This window comes from Halobacterium zhouii, assembly GCF_021249405.1.
Classification (GTDB): domain Archaea; phylum Halobacteriota; class Halobacteria; order Halobacteriales; family Halobacteriaceae; genus Halobacterium; species Halobacterium zhouii.
This window is the reverse complement of record NZ_CP089593.1, coordinates 808606-827713: the sequence shown is the minus strand read 5'-3', so window position 1 is coordinate 827713 and position 19108 is coordinate 808606. Positions and strand designations below refer to the sequence as shown.

At 66.0% G+C, this 19108-nt stretch carries 17 protein-coding genes; 8 read left to right on the top strand and 9 right to left on the bottom strand.

The window, feature by feature from the left end; all coding sequences use genetic code 11:
- Positions 1–3 precede the first annotated feature (3 nt).
- Together LT970_RS04225 and LT970_RS04220 are read right to left on the bottom strand one after the other, a co-directional pair.
- On the bottom strand, positions 4–654 hold the full coding sequence (locus LT970_RS04225; protein WP_232688214.1) for a DUF7546 family protein: 651 nt from the start codon (positions 652–654) through the stop codon (positions 4–6).
- A gap of 1 nt (position 655) precedes the next feature.
- On the bottom strand, positions 656–1999 hold the full coding sequence (locus LT970_RS04220; RefSeq protein ID WP_232688684.1) for a heme o synthase: 1344 nt from the start codon (positions 1997–1999) through the stop codon (positions 656–658).
- A gap of 160 nt (positions 2000–2159) precedes the next feature.
- On the opposite strand from LT970_RS04220, the gene coxB reads away from it, so the two are divergent.
- On the top strand, positions 2160–2885 hold the full coding sequence (coxB, locus tag LT970_RS04215) for a cytochrome c oxidase subunit II (protein WP_232688213.1): 726 nt from the start codon (positions 2160–2162) through the stop codon (positions 2883–2885).
- Between the two features lie 748 nt (positions 2886–3633).
- On the opposite strand, the gene LT970_RS04210 is transcribed toward coxB, so the two are convergent.
- Positions 3634–4497 (bottom strand): cytochrome c oxidase subunit 3, encoded by an 864-nt coding sequence (locus LT970_RS04210; RefSeq protein ID WP_232688212.1) that lies wholly within the window; start codon positions 4495–4497, stop codon positions 3634–3636.
- Positions 4498–4674: 177 nt separating this feature from the next.
- On the opposite strand from LT970_RS04210, the gene LT970_RS04205 reads away from it, so the two are divergent.
- The 7 genes from LT970_RS04205 to LT970_RS04175 all read left to right on the top strand — a co-directional run bounded on the left by LT970_RS04205 (position 4675) and on the right by LT970_RS04175 (position 10403).
- The gene (locus LT970_RS04205; protein ID WP_232688211.1) at positions 4675–6108 is read left to right on the top strand and encodes a hypothetical protein; all 1434 of its coding nucleotides are present in this window, start codon (positions 4675–4677) and stop codon (positions 6106–6108) included.
- Positions 6105–6371, top strand: a complete 267-nt coding sequence (locus LT970_RS04200) for a DUF7410 domain-containing protein (RefSeq protein ID WP_232688210.1) — start codon at positions 6105–6107, stop codon at positions 6369–6371. Before LT970_RS04205 ends, LT970_RS04200 begins: the two co-directional genes overlap by 4 nt.
- 117 nt (positions 6372–6488) lie before the next feature.
- Positions 6489–6845, top strand: a complete 357-nt coding sequence (locus LT970_RS04195) for a DUF7541 family protein (protein ID WP_232688209.1) — start codon at positions 6489–6491, stop codon at positions 6843–6845.
- Positions 6846–6886: 41 nt separating this feature from the next.
- The gene (locus LT970_RS04190) at positions 6887–7126 is read left to right on the top strand and encodes a DUF6684 family protein (RefSeq protein ID WP_232688208.1); all 240 of its coding nucleotides are present in this window, start codon (positions 6887–6889) and stop codon (positions 7124–7126) included.
- A 145-nt stretch (positions 7127–7271) separates the two neighbouring features.
- Entirely contained in the window at positions 7272–9035 is a 1764-nt protein-coding gene (ctaD, locus tag LT970_RS04185; protein ID WP_232688683.1) for a cytochrome c oxidase subunit I, read from the top strand.
- 230 nt (positions 9036–9265) lie between these two features.
- Entirely contained in the window at positions 9266–9562 is a 297-nt protein-coding gene (locus LT970_RS04180; protein WP_232688207.1) for a DUF7520 family protein, read from the top strand.
- A gap of 94 nt (positions 9563–9656) precedes the next feature.
- The gene (locus LT970_RS04175; protein ID WP_232688206.1) at positions 9657–10403 is read left to right on the top strand and encodes a GNAT family N-acetyltransferase; all 747 of its coding nucleotides are present in this window, start codon (positions 9657–9659) and stop codon (positions 10401–10403) included.
- Between the two features lie 55 nt (positions 10404–10458).
- Here the strand turns inward: LT970_RS04175 and acs are convergent, their stop codons facing one another.
- From acs to LT970_RS04145, 6 genes are all read right to left on the bottom strand, one after another.
- Positions 10459–12453, bottom strand: a complete 1995-nt coding sequence (gene acs, locus LT970_RS04170) for an acetate--CoA ligase (protein WP_232688205.1) — start codon at positions 12451–12453, stop codon at positions 10459–10461.
- 100 nt (positions 12454–12553) lie between these two features.
- Positions 12554–14257: an acyl-CoA mutase large subunit family protein gene (locus LT970_RS04165; RefSeq protein WP_232688204.1), complete on the bottom strand. Its 1704-nt coding sequence runs from the start codon at positions 14255–14257 to the stop codon at positions 12554–12556.
- A gap of 258 nt (positions 14258–14515) precedes the next feature.
- Entirely contained in the window at positions 14516–15328 is an 813-nt protein-coding gene (locus LT970_RS04160; protein ID WP_232688203.1) for an ABC transporter permease, read from the bottom strand.
- On the bottom strand, positions 15325–16407 hold the full coding sequence (locus tag LT970_RS04155) for an ABC transporter ATP-binding protein (protein ID WP_232688202.1): 1083 nt from the start codon (positions 16405–16407) through the stop codon (positions 15325–15327). The genes LT970_RS04160 and LT970_RS04155 overlap by 4 nt, the downstream gene beginning before the upstream one ends.
- Positions 16408–16733: 326 nt before the next feature.
- Positions 16734–17552 (bottom strand): CBS pair associated ParBc domain-containing protein, encoded by an 819-nt coding sequence (locus LT970_RS04150; RefSeq protein WP_232688201.1) that lies wholly within the window; start codon positions 17550–17552, stop codon positions 16734–16736.
- Positions 17553–17638: 86 nt separating this feature from the next.
- The gene (locus tag LT970_RS04145) at positions 17639–19048 is read right to left on the bottom strand and encodes a DHH family phosphoesterase (RefSeq protein WP_232688200.1); all 1410 of its coding nucleotides are present in this window, start codon (positions 19046–19048) and stop codon (positions 17639–17641) included.
- Between the last annotated feature and the right edge of the window lie 60 nt (positions 19049–19108).

Below are 19108 nucleotides of genomic sequence, written 5' to 3'. Positions count from 1 at the left end.
TGGCTACTGCGTCGGGCGCCACACCAGGAGGAGAATCGAAGAGACGAACACGACCGTCGAGAGGGCGTACGGCTGGTTCGTGGCGAGACTCGCCGCCGCCGACGCGCCGCCGAACACGCTGGCGAACACGGTCGCGGCGACCGGCCACGTGCAACTCACGCAGGAGAACAGTCCGAGCAGTCCGGCGATACCGGTGTTCGCCGCATCGATGACGGTGGCGACGACCAGATACGACAGCGCCGCGTAGCCCACTACCTTGAACGGGAACAGGCTGACGGTGAACGCGGTGGTGCTGTACACGAGCGTCGGCCCCCAGCCTGGCGGCAGCCACGAGATGCGAGCGCCGAGCCCCTCGCCGTGGAGCATGAACAACCCTCCGACGCCGCCGAGGAGCAGGAAGTAACCGACGCCGACACCGTACGCGAGCCACCGGCGGCGAGGCGACGAAGCGGGGAGGTTCACTCGCGAGACGCCCCAGATGGCGGCGTTGATCCACACGAACGGGTACGCGAGGAAGACGAGGTCTGTGGGGGTTACCCCGACGACCGCGTAGTAGAACAGCACTGCGGCGAGTTCGGCGTTCACGAGCAATGCGCCGTACAGCAGTGTGCTCCGAGCGGGCGCGAATCGCCGAGCAGAGACAGTCACCGACATCTCAGACCACCATCGCATCGAGGACGACGGCGACCAACAAGCAGCCGAGGTAGGCGTTCGACGCGTGGAACGACCGCATCGCGGCGGCCCGGTCGCGCTCCCGGTGGAGGCGCACCGCGAAGTAGAGGAACACCGACCCGAACACGACCGTCGTGCCGGCGTACAGCGCGCCGAGACCCGTCACCGCGGCGAGCGCTAGCGCCGAGACGAGCGTCGCACCGAGGTAGTAGAGGATGTGCTTGCGCGTCGTCGCCTCGCCGCTCACCACCGGCATCAGCGGGAAGCCGCCGCGCTCGTAGTCGTCCTTGTACGCGAGCGCGAGGTTGTAGAAGTGCGCGGGCGTCCACAGGAAGATGACCGCGGCGAGGCCGAGGCCGGCGATACCGGTCGGTCCCGGCCCCACGACGTCGCCCGTCACCGCCGCCCAGCCGATGAGCGCGGGGAGCGCGCCGGCGGCCCCGCCAATGACCGTGCTCTGTCGGGTATTCGGCTTCAACACGAGCGTGTAGATGACAGAGTAGAACACGATGGCGGTGAGACCGAGCGCGGCGGTGAGGACGTTCACGCTGAGGAACGCCACCATCGACGCAGCGGCGAGCACGAACGCGAACGCCACAGCATTCCGGAGCGGAATGCGGTCGTTCGCGAGCGGTCGGTCGTCCGTGCGCGACATCCGTTCGTCCTTCTCGCGCTCGAGAACGTGGTTGAACGTGCCGCTCGCACCGATGGCGAGAACGCCGCCGCCGAGCGTGGCGAGGACGGTCCCTACTTCGAGGTCGGGGCCGGCGGCGAGCGCCATGCCCGCCGACGCGACCAGACAGAGCAGCCACATCAGCCGCGGCTTCATCAGTCGGAAGTACGCGTACGCGGTGGCGACAGGGCCCGAGCCGGGTGTGGGTTCGCCGTCGTCAGCACCCTTCGCGGAGCCCTCCCACTCCGTCGAGGGCAGGTCGCCGGTCTGGGTTTCGAGCGTCCACGCGAGCGCGGCGACGAGCGCTGCGAAGATGACGACGCCGAGCGCGAGGTGTGCGCCGGCGACCGCCGCCGAGACGCCAGAGGTAGCGGCGACAGCGCCGACCCATATCTGGACGGGGTACGACGCGAGTGCGAGCGCCGTCGCTGCTCGCACGCGCAGTGATTCGTCGCGCCGCCACGCGAGCGCGGCGACGGCGACGACGAGAATCCCGGTCACGGCGGCGGCAGTACGGTGCCCCCAGACGATTGCGAGCGACGCGGAATCGAGGGCGAACCACCGCCCACCGCAGGCGGGCCACGAGCGACACGCGCTGGCCGCGTCGGTGAGCGCAGATGTCGCCCCGACGACGAGCAGAACGTAGACGCCCATCGCCGCAGCAGCGAGCAGTGCGGTGAACCGGTCTGGAGCGTCGCGGGTCACGAAAGAACCTCTCGTCCGGTGGTTGTGTCCGGCACCACTTAGCCTATCCGGCTTGCGGACGGGGCGTTTCAGCATCTATTTATGGATACGCTCCAAATCCCCACCTAACATGAGAGGAAAGCGGCTCGCAGTCGTTCTCGTCGCCGCCGTCGGCTTCCTCGTCGCGTTCGTGGACCCGGTCGCCGCAGCGCAGTACGACTCGGTGACCGAGCAGTTGATCCAGGACCTCGACTCGAAGCTCCTGGCCGCCGCGCTTCCCATCACCCTGCTCGTCGAGGGCATCCTCGTCTACACGGTGTGGAAGTTCCGGAAGAACGAGGAGCCACAGCCGACGAAGGAGAATCGTCGACTCGAGATTACGTGGACCGTCGCGACTGCCGTCGTGCTCCTGTTCGTCGGCGTCGCCGCCTACGGCGTGATGGCGCACCCGACGGTCACCGCGACTCAGGACGACGCCCAGCGCGTGATGGGCCAGGAGGACACCGTCGTCGTGGACGCCGTCGGCATCCAGTGGTACTGGCAGTTCGAGTACCCCGAGGAGAACGTCACCGTGCGGAACACGATGGTGGTCCCCGAGGACACCAAGTTGCTGATACGGACGGAAGCGGAGAACGTGATACACGCGTTCCACGCACCCGGTGTCGGCCTGAAGGCGGACGCGTTCCCCGGTCAGAAGAACTACATCATCACGAACATCACGGAGAAGGGGACGTACCAGATCTACTGCGCCGAGTTCTGCGGCGCGGGCCACTCCCAGATGCTCGCCAAACTCGAGGTCGTCGAGGAGCAGAAGTACCAGGAGTGGAAGGAAGATCCGCAGAACGTCTCGGTCTGAAGTTCCGACTCGCTTCGTTCTCAGCAGTCGCCTGATTCGTTTCTCGTTCTCGCGTGGTTCCCTCAACCCCTGGTTCTAGCAGTCGCCGACAGCGTCCGTCGCGACGCCGCTGGTCGCTATTCACGCCCGTTCGACCCGACGGTCAGTGCCGTCCATAACGTCGACACGCTGGCTGCCATCCCCATCGAGACGCCGACCACTTCGACCTCGGTCGCCTCGAGACTGTCTTTCCGCGCCGGTCCCGTTTCGCATCGAGAACGACAGCAGTCCGACCACGCACAGCCCTGGTGTGACGAAGTCCGGACGTCACTGCATTACGTGTCACCCACCGGTGCGGCGTTCGCTCACGCCTCCGCCACGGTAGTACATGGAGACGTTCTCAGTGTGTCTTCGGCCGGGCGCGTGCGGTGTCTACAACAGCGAACCGGAGCCATCCCATGGTCGGACAGCAACAGATTGCCCTCGGTCAACTGGTCGAGGCGCCTCGTGAGCGGTCCGCCGGCCGAGACCGACACGTCACTTGCGACGCCGCCAGCCAGCAGGCCTCGGTTCTAGCGACCACGGAAATCACCTGCTGCCGCCTACCGGCACCGCCGTCCCGGGTGACGCTGGTCCAGGTCGTTCGTCCGCAAAGTAGACCGCAGATCAGCGACGCGTCGTAGCGCGGGGACACGGCGTCGAATCAATCACGGGGCGCTGAGCAGACGCTACGCGTGCAGCGTCACGAAAACGAAGAAGCGACTCGGCCTCAGAACGTCAGGTCAACGACCGCGCCGGCGTACAGCACGACGACGAGGAAGACCCAGACGATGTCGACGAAGTGCCAGTACATCGAGACGGTGCTGATGGACGTGTGGCGCTCCGGGGAGTACTGTCCGTTCAGCGCGCGCACCGTCAGGATACCCAGGAGCACCGCGCCGAGGGAGACGTGGAGCCCGTGGAGACCGGTGAGCCCGAAGAACGCGCTCTCGAAGACGCCGCCAGACAGCGAGAGCCCCTCGTGGACGATGAATTCGTAGTACTCGTAGATCTGGCCGGCGATGAACACCAGGCCGAGCACGAGCGTCGTCACGAGCAGACTGATGAACCGCGACCGGTTGCCCTTCCGGAGCGCGGTGTGCGCGAAGTGCAGCGTGATACTCGACACGACCAGAATCGCCGTGTTCCCGAGGACGAGTGCGCCGAGGAACCCCTCGGGGACGTGGGCGTCGACCCACGACGCGCCGACGCGCACGAAGAAGTAGTAGACGAAGCCCGCGCCGAACGTCGCGACCTCCGTGCCGAGGAACAGTATCATCCCCCAGCGGAGCCCGCTGTTCTCGTGCCCGTCGCCGCTCCAGAAGTGCTTCACGAAGGCGTGGTACACCCAGCCGTAGAGCCCGGCGAGGAAGACGAGGGCGCCGCCCACGAACACTGCCGGGCCGGCCGTCTCGCCGATGAGCGGTGTGTCGCCTCGCGAGAGTACGAACAGCGCAGCGCCGACGTAGAGTCCAACGGCGCCGAGTGCAGTGACGAACGGCCACCAGCTGGCCTCACCGAAGCCCTTCGGCCAGTCCTCCACGGCCGGAAGGTGGTGGCCGTGGTCCTCGGTCGAATCGTCCGCGACTGTCATACGCGAACGTTGCGTGGCGAGTATTAAAAACCCATCCAACTGCGTTCGCGACGGTTCCGTGGTGAACCCCACACACGACTGGCGTCGACAGTTCGTCTGACGCGGTCTGCTCGACCGACGCGTCCCACGCGACGATGCATCGTAATCCTCAGGTGGCGCGCGTCGGTAGTCACGCGCATGCACCGTTCCTGGGCAAGAGCGGTCGGGGCGCTGGCCGGTCTTGTCGCCGTCTGCGGGGTCGCACTCGCACACGGCGGAAGCCTCCGAACCGCGTCGACCCAGGAACTCGCCGTTCCGACGTGGCTGTTCCTGGCGACCGGCGGCGCGGTCGTCGGGGCGTCGTTCCTGCTCGCGAGTTTCGTCACCGACCGCGCGTTCGTCGAATCGGTCCACGACCGCACGCGCACACTCCCTGCTCCCCGCAGCGTGCTCGCGTGGACGGGCCGCCTCGCCGGAGTCGCCGGGTTGGCACTCGTGGTGTGGATGGGCTTTTTCGGCCCGAACGCCCGTGTCACCGAACTCCAGAACGTCGCCATCCTGCTCGTGTGGGTCGGATGGTGGGCGGGATTCACAATGTCCGTCTACGTCGTCGGGAACTCGTGGCCGGCCGTCGACCCATTCCGGACGCTGACGCGTCCCCTCGCGCTCCTCACGACCGGCGAACGCGACGTGTCGGCGGACCGCGCCGCGTGGGCGAGTGCGTTGCTCCTGCTCGCACTCGTGTGGGTGGAGGTCGTCAGCCCGCTCGCGGACGAACCGCGACTGCTCGCGACCACCGCGCTTGGCTACCTCGCAATGACCGCCGTGGGCGTGTTCGCCGTCGGCCACCGAACGTGGTTCACGGCGGTCGACCCGCTCGCCCGCCTGTTCCGAATGTACGGCTCGGTCGCACCCGTCCAGCGCACTGAGGACGGGCTCCGTCTGCGGATTCCCGGCGCACGCCTCACCGACAAAGTGGTGGCCACCGACGGCGGCGTGGGGTTCGTGGTCGCGCTCCTCTGGGGGACGACGTACGACGGACTCGTCGGCACTCCCGCGTGGGCGGCGTTCGCGCGCGCGGTCGTCGAAACACGAGTCGAACTGCCAGCGCTGTACGCGGGCGCCCCGACGCCGACCGTCTACCCGGGCGTGCCACCGGCGCTCCTCTACCCGGTCGCGTTGCTCGTCGGCTTCGCCGTCTTCTACTGGTTGTTCCGACGCGCCGCCGCGCTCGCGCGGCGCACAGGCCCGACGTACACGGACGCCGCGACGCTCGCACGCCGGTTCGCGCCGTCGCTGCTCGCCATCGCTGCGGGTTACCACCTCGCGCACTACCTCGTCTACTTCCTCTCGCTGTCCCCGGCGCTCCTCGGCGCGCTCCTCTCGCCGGTGAACCCGCCGGTCGCGCGCACGCTCGTCCTGCCGGCGTGGCTCTCCGGCGTCGGCATCGTCGCCGTCCTGCTCGGCCACCTGCTCGCCATCTGGGCGGCCCACGGCGTCGCCTTCGACGAACTCCCTGGACGCCTGCAGGCGGTCAGGAGCCAGTACCCGCTCACCGTCGTGATGGTGTTCTACACGATGCTGAGCCTCTGGATCGTCGGCCAACCCACCACCAGCCCGCCCTATCTATGACACGCACACGACAGAACGACCAGCCGGCCGACGCGCCGCGGTGCTCGCACTGCGGGGAAGCGTTCCCGACTGACCAACTGCGCGACCTCCACCGTGGCCTCGAGCACTACGACGCCCTCGCAGACGACGAACGCGAAGCGTTCGACGAAGCCTACATCGCGGAGACGGAGGGACTCCGTTCGTTCCGCCTGCGCGCGCTCGCGGCGCTCGTGCTCGTCTACTTCGGGTTCCTGTTCGCGTACGCCGTCATGGCCGTCGGATGACGAAACGACCACCCCGCCGAGTGACGGAACGACCACTCGAGAGTGTCGACGGACCCGGCGGCGGCCGAAACTCCCTCGAAGCGATGCATTTCTAACGCTCCCATCCCAACTCCGAGTATGGCTCAAGAACCGGGGTTGAGCGACCAGTATCCGCGCGCCAGTCCGTGGCCGATTCCGCTGGTGCTCGGTCTCGTCATCTCCGAACTCGGCCTCCTGATCGACGGCATCCTGCCGGTCGCCGTCGGCGGTCTGTTGCTGTTCGCCGCGAGCATCGTCGGCATCCTCCGGGAGTCGAGGTACACGGAGTCGATGTGGCGAACCACGCTCGCGCTCGGTGCCGTGTTCGCAGTGCTCGGCGGCGTTGTCTACACACAGACGGGCGCAGACCAGCGCGGCCTCGCGCTCGCCGTCACCGCAGTCATCGTGGCCGGCGGCGGCGTCGCGTTGTTCCTCCTCGAGACAGAGCGACTCTGAATCCTCAACCTATATCAGTCCGCCCGACGGAACCCGAGACAATGAACTCGAACGTCTTCGACAAGGACACCATCCTCGACCTCACGGTCAACATCATCCCGCTGGTGATCCTCGCGTTCTTCGCCGTCGTGTACTTCGTCGTCGCCCCGTGGGGGATGGACCAGATCCTCGTCGCCGTCATCGCACACGCCATCCTCCTGTTCACGTTCCTCAGTCTCGCCGTGCTGACGTACGTCGCGGCGACGTACATCGAGCGAGACGAGACCGGACTCGAGGAATAACTCACGGTCTGATGTGCCGGCCACTCCGCTCTCGAGTGTGCCGACCGCCTTCGCGTCGACGCGGCAGAACGTGTCGGCGCGTGAATCGGTGACAGGACGACGTCGCGGCCAATCCTAAGCTTTCTTTACGGTCCGGAACTGAAGTCTGTTCATGGCCACGTCATCACTGGTGCTCACTGTGCTGATGGGGGTTTTCCTCGTCGCGGTGGCCGCCTTCCTCACCCGCATCGAGGACTGGCGGTCCTACACTCCCCTCACAGACGTCGGCGGTGCACTCGGGGGGAGCACCGACTACGGGCACGAAGAGAAGCCAGCAGGGATTATTCGCTGGTTCACGACGGTAGACCACAAGGACATCGGGATTCTCTACGGCGTCTTCGCGACTATCACGTTCGCGTGGGGCGGCATCATGGCCGTGCTCATGCGCGTGGAACTCGCCGCACCCCAGATCAACATCATCAACGCCCAGCTCTACAACGGCTTTCTGACGAGTCACGGCATCACGATGCTGTTCCTGTTCGCGACACCGATGATCTCGGCGTTCGGGAACTACTTCATCCCGCTACTCATCGGCGCCGACGACATGGCGTTCCCGCGCATCAACGCCATCGCGTTCTGGCTGCTGCCGGCGGCCACGCTGCTCATCTGGTCCGGATTCTTCCTCAAACCGCTTGCCGGAATCGGCCCCGCACAGACGGCGTGGACGATGTACACGCCGCTGTCCGCTGGCGCGGGTGCGGGGACGTACGGCGGTGCGGGCATCGACATGATGCTGCTCGGCCTCCATCTCAGCGGCGTCTCCGCGACGATGGGCGCCATCAACTTCATCGCCACCATCTTCACGGAACGAGGGGAGAGCGTCGACTGGGCGAACCTCGACATCTTCAGCTGGACGATGCTCACGCAGTCCGGACTCATCCTGTTCGCGTTCCCGCTGCTCGGCAGCGCGCTCGTGATGTTGCTCCTCGACCGCAACTTCGGCACGGCGTTCTTCGCGGTGAGCGGCGGTGACCCCATCCTCTGGCAACACCTCTTCTGGTTCTTCGGCCACCCCGAGGTGTACATCATCGTCCTGCCGCCGATGGGGCTCGTGAGTCTCATCCTGCCGAAGTTCTCCGGCCGCAAACTCTTCGGGTTCAAGTTCGTCGTCTACTCTACGCTCGCTATCGGTGTGCTCTCCTTCGGCGTCTGGGCACACCACATGTTCACCACCGGCATCGACCCGCGTCTGCGAGCGAGTTTCATGGCGGTGTCACTCGCCATCGCGATACCATCCGCGGTGAAGGTGTTCAACTGGATCACGACGATGTGGAACGGCAGTCTTCGGCTCACGGCGCCGATGCTGTTCTCCATCGGCTTCATCCAGAACTTCATCATCGGCGGCGTCACGGGCGTCTTCCTGGCCGCCATCCCCATCGACCTCATCCTCCACGACACCTACTACGTCGTGGGGCACTTCCACTTCATCGTGATGGGCGCCATCGCGTTCGCGCTGTTCGCCGGCGGCTACTACTGGTTCCCGATGTTCACCGGACGGATGTACCAGAAGAAACTCGCGCACGCCCACTTCTGGCTCTCACTCGTGGGGTCGAACCTGACGTTCTTCGCGATGTTGTGGCTCGGCTACGGCGGCATGCCGCGGCGGTATGCCACCTACCTCGCGCAGTTCACGACGGCCCACCAGCTCGCAACCGTCGGCGCGCTCATCCTCGGTGTCGGCCAGCTCATCTGGGTGTGGAACATGATCGTCTCCTGGAAGGAGGGGAAGCGCGTGGAGTCCGGGGACCCCTGGGACCTCGAAGAGACGAACCAGCGCACGAACGAGTGGGACTGGTTCGAGCGTCAGCGCGAGACGGCGCTCGCCGACGGCGGCGACGAGGACGAGGACACCACGCAGACCGCAGACTGAACCCGCCTCGTTCGCCCGTCTGCACGCGGTAGACGTACTGTCGCACCGACCATCGACGCACTGAAGCGAGTTCTCCGCGGGTTTCTACGCGAGAACCAGTACGAATCCTGTGAGGAACATCAGCACCGCGATGCCGGCGAGAATCAACAACAGCAGTTCGTTGTCCTCCATGATTCGTGGTTGGAAGTGAGACCGCAAAAGGCTACTCACTCCCGGTGGTACGCATACGGGTGAGCGAACGAGAGCGAACGCGGGGTCGTCGCGTCGTGGCGTGGATGTACGCCGGGTCGGTGGTCATCGCTGGCGTGTTCGGGTACGTGCTCGGGGTCATCGTCTACGGGAACGGTGGCGGGCCGAGCGGACCACTCGCCGACGGCCCCCAGCCACAGTACGGGAGTGTCGGCCCCATCACGTTCCAGTTGAACGGGCCGAATCTCGCCGTCTTCGGGATGGTGGCGGTGGGTCTCATGCTCGGCATCGGGCTGGCAGGAATCATCTACGTCTCTAACCGGGAGAACATCGCCTGAGCGCCCCGAATAACGAAGTCCGTGAATTCGGCGTCGAGACGCCTGCTTTTTTCGGTCGCGTAGCTTTTAGTGGGAGAACGCCGTGGCAGTGCACATGGACGTCCGAACAGCCACCACGGGCGACGGCGACGCAATCAGGGCGATAGCGAACGCTTCCCTCCACGAAACGTACGCTGACGCGCTCGGCGAACAGACGGTGAGCGGCGCGGTCGACAAGTGGTACAACGAGCAGCGACTCACCGACCGCCTCTCCGACGAGGGCACCCTCTACCTCGTGGTCGCGGACGGCGACGACGTGGTGGCGTTCTCGGAGAGCGATCTGAGCGGGGAGGGCGCGGCAACCATCGAGTGGCTCCACGTCCACCCGGACCATCGCAACCGCGGCCTCGGCAAGAGACTACTCGAACACACCGAGACCGAACTCCGCGAGCGCGGCGCAAACCGCGTCGAGGGGCGCGTGCTCGCCGCGAACGACGGCGGGAACGCGTTCTACCAGGAACACGGCTACGTTCAGCGGGGTGAACGCACGCTCGACCTCGGGGGGGAGGAGCAGACCGAACGCGTGTACGTGAAGCTTCCAGAGGGCGAGGAATCCCCGGACCTGACCGAGGAGCGCGAGACCGAGGACGGGACCCTCTATGTAGCGTACGACGAGCGCGAACGCGGGTCGCTCGCGCCGTTCTACGCGACGTACCGCTCGAAGGACCGCACCGAGCGCTATGGCTACTACTGTGCGAACTGCGAGTCGATGGACGCCGCGATGGACTCGATGGGGCGCGTATCCTGTGGGAACTGCGGGAACGAACGGAAGGCCACCCGCTGGGACGCCGCCTACCTCTGAGCCACCCGCTGGACGCGCCTGCCGCTGAGAATCGAAGACGGGGAGGAACTGGCGCTCAGTTCTGGACGTTCGCGCGGATGTCCTCGACGACGTCCGGGTTGCGGAGCGTCGACGTGTCCCCGAGTTCGTCGTCGTTCGCGACGTCCTCCAGGAGACGGCGCATGATTTTCCCGGAGCGGGTTTTCGGCAACTCGGGCGTGAATACGATGCTCTCCGGGCGCGCGATGGGGCCGATAGCGTCCTCCACGCCAGCTACGATCTGGTCGCGCAGGTCTTCGTCGCCATCGTGGCCGTCCTCCGTGATGACGTACGCGTAGACGGCTTCGCCCTTGATGTCGTGGTCGCCACCGACGACCGCGGCCTCCGCGACACCCTCGACGCCGACGATGGCGGATTCGATTTCCATAGTGCCGAGTCGATGTCCGGAGACGTTGAGAACGTCGTCGACGCGGCCGAGCACCGTGATGTAGCCGTCGTCGTCGATTTTCGCGCCGTCCTCGGGGAAGTACACCCAGTCCTCGGGGTCGTCGCTGTCGGTGTCCGAGTACTCCGCCCAATATTCGTCGATGAATCGCTCGTCGTTGCGGTAGAGCGTGCGCAACATCCCCGGCCACGGTTTGTCGATGGTGAGGTAGCCCGCCCGTCCAGGTTCGACCTGCTCGCCGCTCGGGTCGACGACGTTGGCGTCGACGCCGGGCAACGGTCGGCCGGCGGACCCGGGTTTCATCGTGGAGACCCCGGGAAGGCCGGTGACCATCATGCCGCCGGTCTCGGTCTGCCACCAGGTGTCGACGATGGGGCAGTTCTCGTCCCCGATGTGCTTGTAGTACCACTTCCAGGCCTTCGGGTTGATGGGCTCGCCGACAGTGCCCAGCAGGCGGAGACTCGAGAGGTCGTGGTCCTCTAGGTGCTCTGCGCCCCACTTCATGAACGCGCGGATGGCCGTCGGCGCGGTGTAAAACTGGTTTGCCTCGTACTCCTCGACGATCTCCCACATTCGGTCGCGCTCGGGGTAGTCCGGCGTGCCCTCGTACATCATCGTGGTCGTGCCGAGCGCGAGCGGGCCGTAGACGATGTAGGAGTGGCCCGTAATCCAGCCGATGTCCGCGGGACAGAAGTACGTGTCATCAGGTTTCACGTCGAGGACGGCCTGACTCGTCCACGACACCCAGGAGAGATAGCCGCCCGTGGTGTGCTTGACACCCTTCGGTTCGCCCGTGGTCCCCGACGTGTACATGAGGAAGAGCATGTCCTCGGCGTCGCGTTCGACGGGGTCGACCGTGGCGCCCGCGTGCTCGGCGACGAGTTCGTCGTAGTCGCGCTGGCTGTCCGAGAGGCCGTGGCCGAAGCCGTCGTCGTTCGCGCCGAGGCGGTCCACGACGACAGTTTCAGTCTCGTGTTCGACGCCGTCGAGGCCCTCGTTAGCCTTCTCGAGGTGGTCGAGTGCGTCGCCGCGCCGGTAGTAGCCGTCGCAGGTGACGAGGAAGTGGGAGTCCGCGGCGTTCATCCGCGTGGCGAGCGCGTCCGCCGAGAACCCCGCAAAGACGACGGAGTGGGGCGCGCCGATGCGGGCGCACGCCAGCATCGCGATGGGCAACTCGGGAATCATCGGCATGTACATCGTGACGACGTCGTCCTCCTCGACGCCGATGTCGCGGAGCGCTGCCGCGAACTCGTTGACTTCCGCGTGGAGGTCCTCGTACGTGTACGTCAGGTTGTCTTCTTCGGGCGGTTCGCCGACCCACTCGATGGCGGCCTCGTCGCCACGCTCCTCGAGATGGCGGTCCAGGCAGTTGTGCGAGGCGTTCAGGCTGCCGCCCGTGAACCACTCGTAGAACGGCGGATTCGAGTCGTCGAGCGTCTCCTCGTACTCCTCGCTCCAGTCGAGCAGGTCGGCGGCCTGCTCCCAGCACTGGGGCCAGTTCTCGTCGAACGCTTCGTAGATGCTCGAGTCCGAGACGTTCGCCTGCTCGACGAATGACTCGGGGGGTTCGAAGGCGTCCTGTTCCTCGAGACGCGCTTCGAGTCCGGTCTCGTCTGAGTTGGACATGCTTACTGTGAACAACTCACAGGAACGAGTTAAGTCTAGGCCGCCTAACTACACAGTACCCTTCGACTTCGAAAGAGTACGGGTCAAAAACTGGAGCGAATCAGGCGACTGCGGCCGTCTCCTGGTAGCCGCCGTACTCGTCCTCGAAGACCTGCATTATCTCACCCATCGTCGCGTACGCCTTCACCGCGTCGACGATGTACGGCATCGCGTTCTCGTCGGTCTGGATGACGTCACGGAGTTCGTCGAGTGCGGCCTCGACGGCGTCGTCGTCGCGCTCGTCCTTGACCGACTCGAGGCGGGATAGCTGGCGTTCGCGGGTTTCGTCCTCGTCGACGTGCAGGAGGTCGGGGCTGGTGTCCTCGTCCATCTCGTAGGCGTTGACGCCGACGACCGTCTCCTCGTCGTCGTCCACGCGAGACTGGTACTCGTAGGCGGACTCCTGGATTTCGCGGTGGAAGTACCCCTCCTCGATTCCCTTGAGAACGCCGTCGCGCACGGAACCGTCGCCCATCTCCCGGATCTCCTCGATGTACGCCATCGCCTCCTCCTCGACCTCGTCGGTGAGGGATTCGACGGCGAAACTGCCGCCCAGAGGGTCGACGATGTCCGCCGCGCCGGACTCCTCGGCGATAATCTGCTGGGAGCGCAGGGCGACGCGAACTGCCTCCTCGGACGGGAGCGCGAGCGCCTCGTCGTAGGAGTTCGTGTGGATGCTCTGGCTCCCGCCGAGGACCGCCGCGAGCGCCTGCAGCGTGACGCGTGCGACGTTGTTCAGGGGCTGCTGGGCAGTGAGGCTCTGTCCCGCGGTCTGGGTGTGGAACTTCAGGGCCTTCGAGCCCTCGGCCTCCGCGTCGTACCACTCGTCCATCACGCGAGCGTAGATGCGCCGCGCGGCGCGGAACTTCGCGACCTCCTCGAAGACGGAGTTGTGCGAATTGAAGAAAAAGGACAACTGCGGGGCGAACTCGTCGACGTCCATGCCGCGCTCGACGGCGTCCTCGACGTACGCAAAGCCGTCAGCGAGCGTGAACGCGAGTTCCTGCACTGCCGTCGACCCGGCCTCCCGGATGTGGTAGCCCGAGATGGAGATGGGGTGGAACTTCGGCGTCTCGGTGGCGCAGAACTCCACGACGTCCGTGACGAGATCGAGGGACGGCTCCGGCGGAACGACCCACTCCTTCTGCGCGATGAACTCCTTGAGCATGTCGTTCTGGAGGGTGCCCCGGATCTCCTCGCGCGGGACGCCCTGCTGGTCGGCGAGCGCGAGGTACATCGCGTAGATGACGGGCGCGCTCGGATTGATGGTGAACGACGTCGAGACCTCGCTGAGGTCGATGCCGTCGAAGAGAATCTCCATGTCCGCGAGCGTGTCTACCGCGACGCCTTCCTTCCCGACTTCGCCGAGACTCATCGGGTCGTCGGAGTCCAGACCCATCAGCGAGGGCATGTCGAAGGCCGTCGAGAGGCCGGTCTGGCCCTCGTCGATGAGGTAGTGAAAGCGCTCGTTGGTCTCCTCGGCGGTGCCGAAGCCGGCGAACTGGCGCATCGTCCACGTGCGGCCTCGGTAGCCCGTGGTGTAGACGCCGCGTGTGTACGGGAACTCGCCGGGGAACCCGAGGTCCTCCTCGTAGTCGGTGTCCGCGACGTCATCTGGGGTGTAGAGGCGGTCGACTTCCATGTTCGAGACGGTAGCGAAGCGGTCCTTTCGCTCGCCGTAGGCGTCGAGTACGGGGTCGAGGGTGTCCTCCTCCCACTCCTCACGTGCCTCGCGGATGTCAGCGAGGTCGTCCTCGTCGTACATGGGTGTAAAATCTGCCGGAGGATTCATTAAGGAATCGGTCGGGAGAGCGCTACGCGCTCTCCGAATGCGCGAACGCGGAGCGAAGCGATGCGTGAGCAGCGTGGCCGAGCGAAGCGAGGCCACGGTAACGCGAACGGCGGCTGAAAGGAGCCGTGAGCAACGGTCGCGGAGCGACCGCCGAACGAGCGAACGGCGAGTGTGCGGCCGACCAGCGGGAGGCCGCAGAATGGCGAACGGTGACCGCAGGGAACCGTGAAGTCAGTAGTGCCCCATCACGCCCTCACGACGCGCCCACTGCTCGCAGTAGTGGAACGCGGCGTAGCCGACGGCAAGGTAGACGACCGCAGTGACCACGAGTACGCCGAGTTCCGCGGCGGGGAACTCCCAGAGCGCGACGCCGTCGCTCATCGCGGACTGGAGCATCTGGCTCCCCTGCGCGAGCGGGAGCCACTGCATCCAGGGGTACTGGCCCACCGGCGCGGCGATGAGCGCGACGAACACGAACTGCACGAGCTGGAACGCGTTCTCGATGCGTTTGAATCGGATGGCGAGACCGCCGAAGACGAAGCCGATGCCGACCGCCGGGGCGAGTGCGAGGGCGGCGAGCGGAATCACGGTCAGCGGGTCGACGGTGAGCCAGCGGCCCGTGACGGCCATCATGAACAGTAGCGTGACGGTTCCCCAGAGGAACGTCTCGAGGATGCTGACGAGCGTTCGCGCGACCATGACGGGTCCGAAGCCGAACGGGGACATGAACAACTGTTCGAGGGTTCCCCACTGGGCTTCGCGCGTGATTCCCCACGATAGACCGCTGTACGCCGCGATAGAGAGCGTCCAGAGGAAGAACCCGACGATGAGGCCGGAAAGCGTGTTCGACATGGCCGTCGGTGCGACGGCCCGCCCGCCGTAGAACAGGACGAGGAAGAACAGGAGGATCGACCCGAACTGCGAGATGGTGTTGACTGGGTAGCGAACCAGCAGGATGAGCATCTTCTTGAAGGACGCTCGGAGGAATCGTAGATACCCCCGGAATCCGGTGTCCATGCCGGCGCGTTCGGTCGGCGCACTCATCGGTCATCCTCCACGTTGGCGGCGCGTCCAGTGCGTTCTGCGTCATCGCCACGGTCAGCGCCGGATGCGTCGTCCGCGCGTCCGGTGACCTCCAGGAACACGTCCTCGAGGTCGGGGTCGAGACCGTCTACGTCCACGAGCGAGAGACCGGCGTCGCGGAGCACGTCCAACGCGCCGTACAGCGCGTTGCCGTCCGAGAGGGTCACGTCGAAGCGCGTACGGTCGCTGGTTTCCGTCCAGTTCTCGACGGTGAACTCGCGGTCGAGTCGGTCCCTGACCGCCGACGGCACCTCGCCTTCGACGGCGATGCGGTAGGCCTGCGTCTCGAAGACGCCGACGAGTTCCTCGACGGGGTCGTCCGCGATGACGCTGCCCTCCGAGAGGATGACGACGCGGTCACACACTTGCTCGACGACGTCCATGTCGTGACTGGAGAGGACGATGGTGATGTCCTCCTCGTCCGCGAGTCGCCGGAGTTCGCGGCGAAGTTCGAGGGACGCCTCGACGTCGAGACCGAGGGTGGGTTCGTCGAGGAACACGACGTCCGTGCCGCGGGCGAGCGTCGCGGCCAGGGAGACCTTCTGCTTCTGGCCGCGGGAGAGGTCGTTCACCGTCTCGTCGGCCTTCTTCGCGAGGCCGAACTGCTTCAGCAGTCTGTCGTGGTGGTCCCGCGCAGCCTTCGGATTCTGGCCGCCGAGCGCGGCGAAAAAGTCGAGGTTTTCTCGAACGGTGAGTCGCCAGTAGACGTTGCGCGCGCCCTCCAGCATCGCGCCGACGTGCTGGTACACACCTCGCGGGTTTCCGTGTGCGTCGACGCCCGCGACTTCGACCGTTCCGGCGGAGGGGACGACGAGACCGAGGATGGATTTGATGGTGGTCGTCTTCCCGGCGCCGTTCGGTCCGAGTACGCCGACGACTTCGCCCCGCTCCACCGAGAAGGAGACGCCGTCGACGGCGCGCACGGCGTCCTCGCCGTCGCCGTAGGTCTTCGTGAGGCCCTCAACAGCGAGCACTTCCTCACTGATTGTGTCGTCGCTGGGCGGGTCTACCGGCCGCTCTCGTTCCGTCGTCTGGCTCATACCCGGAACTCAGCACACCAGCGGGGATAATGGTTTCCAGAATGACGTTTCTGTTCGTTCGCTTTCACGAACACGTCCGTCTGAACTGTCGGGGGACGGGCGCGCCCAGACCCCCACGAATACTCTGACCAACGACTGCCCTGTTCGACCGACTACCCTGCCCGACGATTGGCCTGTTCGACCGACTACCCTGCCCGACGATTGGCCTGTTCGACCGACTACCCTGCCCGACGATTGGCCTGTTCGACCGACTACCCTGCCCGACGATTGGCCTGTTCGACCGACTACGGCAGTCGAGCGACTGACTACTGCAATCGCTCGACCGACTACTGCAGTCGCTCGATGGTCTCCACGAGCGGGTGGCGGGCGTAGTCCACCACGTCGATGTCCGATATCGAATCGAGGTCCTCGGAGTCCGCAGTGCGCGCCATCCCGAGATCGACGCGGCGGCCGAGCACGATGACGTACGCGTCCATCTCCTCGATGTTCGACCGCTCGGCGGCCATCACGCGGTGGTGGCCGTCCGCGAGCAGGAGGTCGCTGTTCGGTTCTCCCGCCCCGCCGTTGTCGATGACGACGAGGGGTTCCGCGAGTCCGTTCTCGAGTTCGTACTTCCTACCCTGGAGTTCGTCCGCGTACACCTTCCCCTGGGTCGGCACAATCTCCGCCAGGTCCACCGTGCGGCGCTCCTGGGTCGCCTCCACGCCGTGGATCTGTTCGAGGGTGCGCTCGAGTTTCCCGACTTTCTCCGGCGTGGCACGCTCGATCTGCGAGCGGATGACGTCCGCGTTCGAGATGATGCCGACGAGTTTCCCCGCGTCGTCGACCACCGGGAGTTTCTGGATGCCCGAGCGAAGGATGACGCGGGCCGCGTCGGTCACCTTCATGTCAGGGTGTGCGACGACCAGATCCTCGGTCATCACTGTGAAGATGAGCGCGTCCGGACCGGCGAGCAGCAGGTCCCGGGCGCTCACGAACCCCTCCACGCGCCGACCGTCACAGACCGGGAAGCCGTTGTGGTCGCTCTCCGCGATGCGCTGGGCGACGTCCTCGACGGTGTCGTCCGGGGAGACGGTCGCCACCTCGCGGGTCATGTAGTCCTCGACGACCGGCTTCCCACCGTCGGACTCGAACACCTCGTCCATCACGCGACGGTACGCGCGCGCCAGTGAAAAGACTCACTCCCGGAGCCATCCGCGGACGACTCATCGCTCCCGGAGCCGTCGGCAGCTCACTCGCCGCGGATCGCGTCGAAGAATCGCGCGCTCACCACGTCCTCGACCATCTCCGTGAGCGTCTCCTCGGCCTCGTCGCCCACCTGGTCGAACAGGCCGAGTGGGAGCTGAGCCCCCGCCATGTCCGCGTGCCCGCCCGCGCTCCCCATCTCCCCGAACGCCTCGCGCAGCACCTCGCCGAGGTCGACGTCGCTCCCCCGCGAGCGCGCCGACGCGTAGATAGTGCCCTCGATGTACCCGTAGACGAACGTCACCGTGACGCCCTGCATCGTGAGCAAGCGGTCTGCCGCCTGCGCGAGCGTGTCGCGGTCGGCTATCGAACCGACGCAGGACGCCAGCACCGACCCGTCGAGTTCCCGGTTGTCGACCGCGCGGGCGATAGTGTCCAGGGTATCCGCGCTCATCGACGGGGATTCGACGCGTTCCAGAACGTCGATGTCCGCGCGCGGCAACAGCCACGCACCCGCCTCGAAGTCGTCGGTCGTTATCTCCCGCGCGAAGTCCTTCGTGTCCACGCGGATGCCGTACAGCAACCCGGTCGCGACCTCGCTGCCGGCGTCGATGCCGAACCCGCGGATGTACTCCACCATGATGGTGCTCGTCGACCCCATCCCCGGGCGGATGTCCACGAACGTCGCGTCGACGTCCTGTTTCGGCGGGTGGTGGTCGACGACGACGTCGACGTCAGTCTCCGGGTCCAACTGGTCGTTGACGCCCGGCGCGGAGTGGTCGACGAGCGCGACCGCGTCGTACTCCAGGTCGTCCTCGGCGTCCACGTTCCGCAGGTCGAGTTCCAGGAGATTCACGAACGCGCGGTTCTCCTGATGGGAGATCTCTCCGTAGTAACACACCTCGGCGTCGACGCCGAACCGCTCGGCGATGCGCGCAAGCGCGACCGCCGCCGCGATGGCGTCCGGGTCGGGGTTGTCGTGCGTGAAGACGCCGAGCGTTCCCGTTATCCCTTCGAGGGTCTCGCGGAGCGCTCGAAGTCGCGTCTGTCCGCCCGACGCAACCACCGCCTCGAGGTGTTCGACGATGGCCTTCCCGGGGTCGACGACGTCGTCTGCGATGTCCGCGAGCGCGTCGCGGTCGGACGCCGTCGCTTCGAATCCGAGGTACACGACGAGTTGCGCGTCCGGATACACTTCGCGGGCGGCCGCCGCAGTGCGACGATTCGTCCCCGCGTCGTCGCCGGCGACCACGACAACGTCGACCGGCCGGTTGAGGTCGCGGAGCGCCTCGGCGTCCGTCGTGTCTCGCGTCTCCGCGGCTATCTTCTCGTTCCGGAGCGACTCGACGCGGCTCTCGTCGGGGTCGAGTACGAGCACGTCACCCCGCCGTTCCGCGAGTTCGTCGACGACGGCGCGACCCGTCGTGCCACAGCCGAGCACGAGCCGAGACACCATTCTCTTGCCCGATTTATCAACCCTGACCGCTAAAAGGTACCGTTGCTGTCTGGTTCGGAC

Excerpts from the sequence above, each read along its gene's own strand:
- LT970_RS04145 (WP_232688200.1), bottom strand. The coding sequence starts at position 19,048 with ATGGTGTCTCGGCTCGTGCTCGGCTGTGGCACGACGGGTCGCGCCGTC.
- LT970_RS04165 (WP_232688204.1), bottom strand. The coding sequence starts at position 14,257 with ATGTACGACGAGGACGACCTCGCTGACATCCGCGAGGCACGTGAGGAG.
- coxB (WP_232688213.1), top strand. The coding sequence starts at position 2,160 with ATGAGAGGAAAGCGGCTCGCAGTCGTTCTCGTCGCCGCCGTCGGCTTC.
- acs (WP_232688205.1), bottom strand. The coding sequence starts at position 12,453 with ATGTCCAACTCAGACGAGACCGGACTCGAAGCGCGTCTCGAGGAACAG.
- LT970_RS04195 (WP_232688209.1), top strand. The coding sequence starts at position 6,489 with ATGGCTCAAGAACCGGGGTTGAGCGACCAGTATCCGCGCGCCAGTCCG.
- LT970_RS04150 (WP_232688201.1), bottom strand. The coding sequence starts at position 17,552 with ATGGACGAGGTGTTCGAGTCCGACGGTGGGAAGCCGGTCGTCGAGGAC.
- LT970_RS04205 (WP_232688211.1), top strand. The coding sequence starts at position 4,675 with ATGCACCGTTCCTGGGCAAGAGCGGTCGGGGCGCTGGCCGGTCTTGTC.
- LT970_RS04210 (WP_232688212.1), bottom strand. The coding sequence starts at position 4,497 with ATGACAGTCGCGGACGATTCGACCGAGGACCACGGCCACCACCTTCCG.
- LT970_RS04220 (WP_232688684.1), bottom strand. The coding sequence starts at position 1,999 with ATGGGCGTCTACGTTCTGCTCGTCGTCGGGGCGACATCTGCGCTCACC.
- LT970_RS04190 (WP_232688208.1), top strand. The coding sequence starts at position 6,887 with ATGAACTCGAACGTCTTCGACAAGGACACCATCCTCGACCTCACGGTC.
- LT970_RS04225 (WP_232688214.1), bottom strand. The coding sequence starts at position 654 with ATGTCGGTGACTGTCTCTGCTCGGCGATTCGCGCCCGCTCGGAGCACA.
- LT970_RS04200 (WP_232688210.1), top strand. The coding sequence starts at position 6,105 with ATGACACGCACACGACAGAACGACCAGCCGGCCGACGCGCCGCGGTGC.
- LT970_RS04160 (WP_232688203.1), bottom strand. The coding sequence starts at position 15,328 with ATGAGTGCGCCGACCGAACGCGCCGGCATGGACACCGGATTCCGGGGG.
- LT970_RS04175 (WP_232688206.1), top strand. The coding sequence starts at position 9,657 with ATGGACGTCCGAACAGCCACCACGGGCGACGGCGACGCAATCAGGGCG.
- LT970_RS04155 (WP_232688202.1), bottom strand. The coding sequence starts at position 16,407 with ATGAGCCAGACGACGGAACGAGAGCGGCCGGTAGACCCGCCCAGCGAC.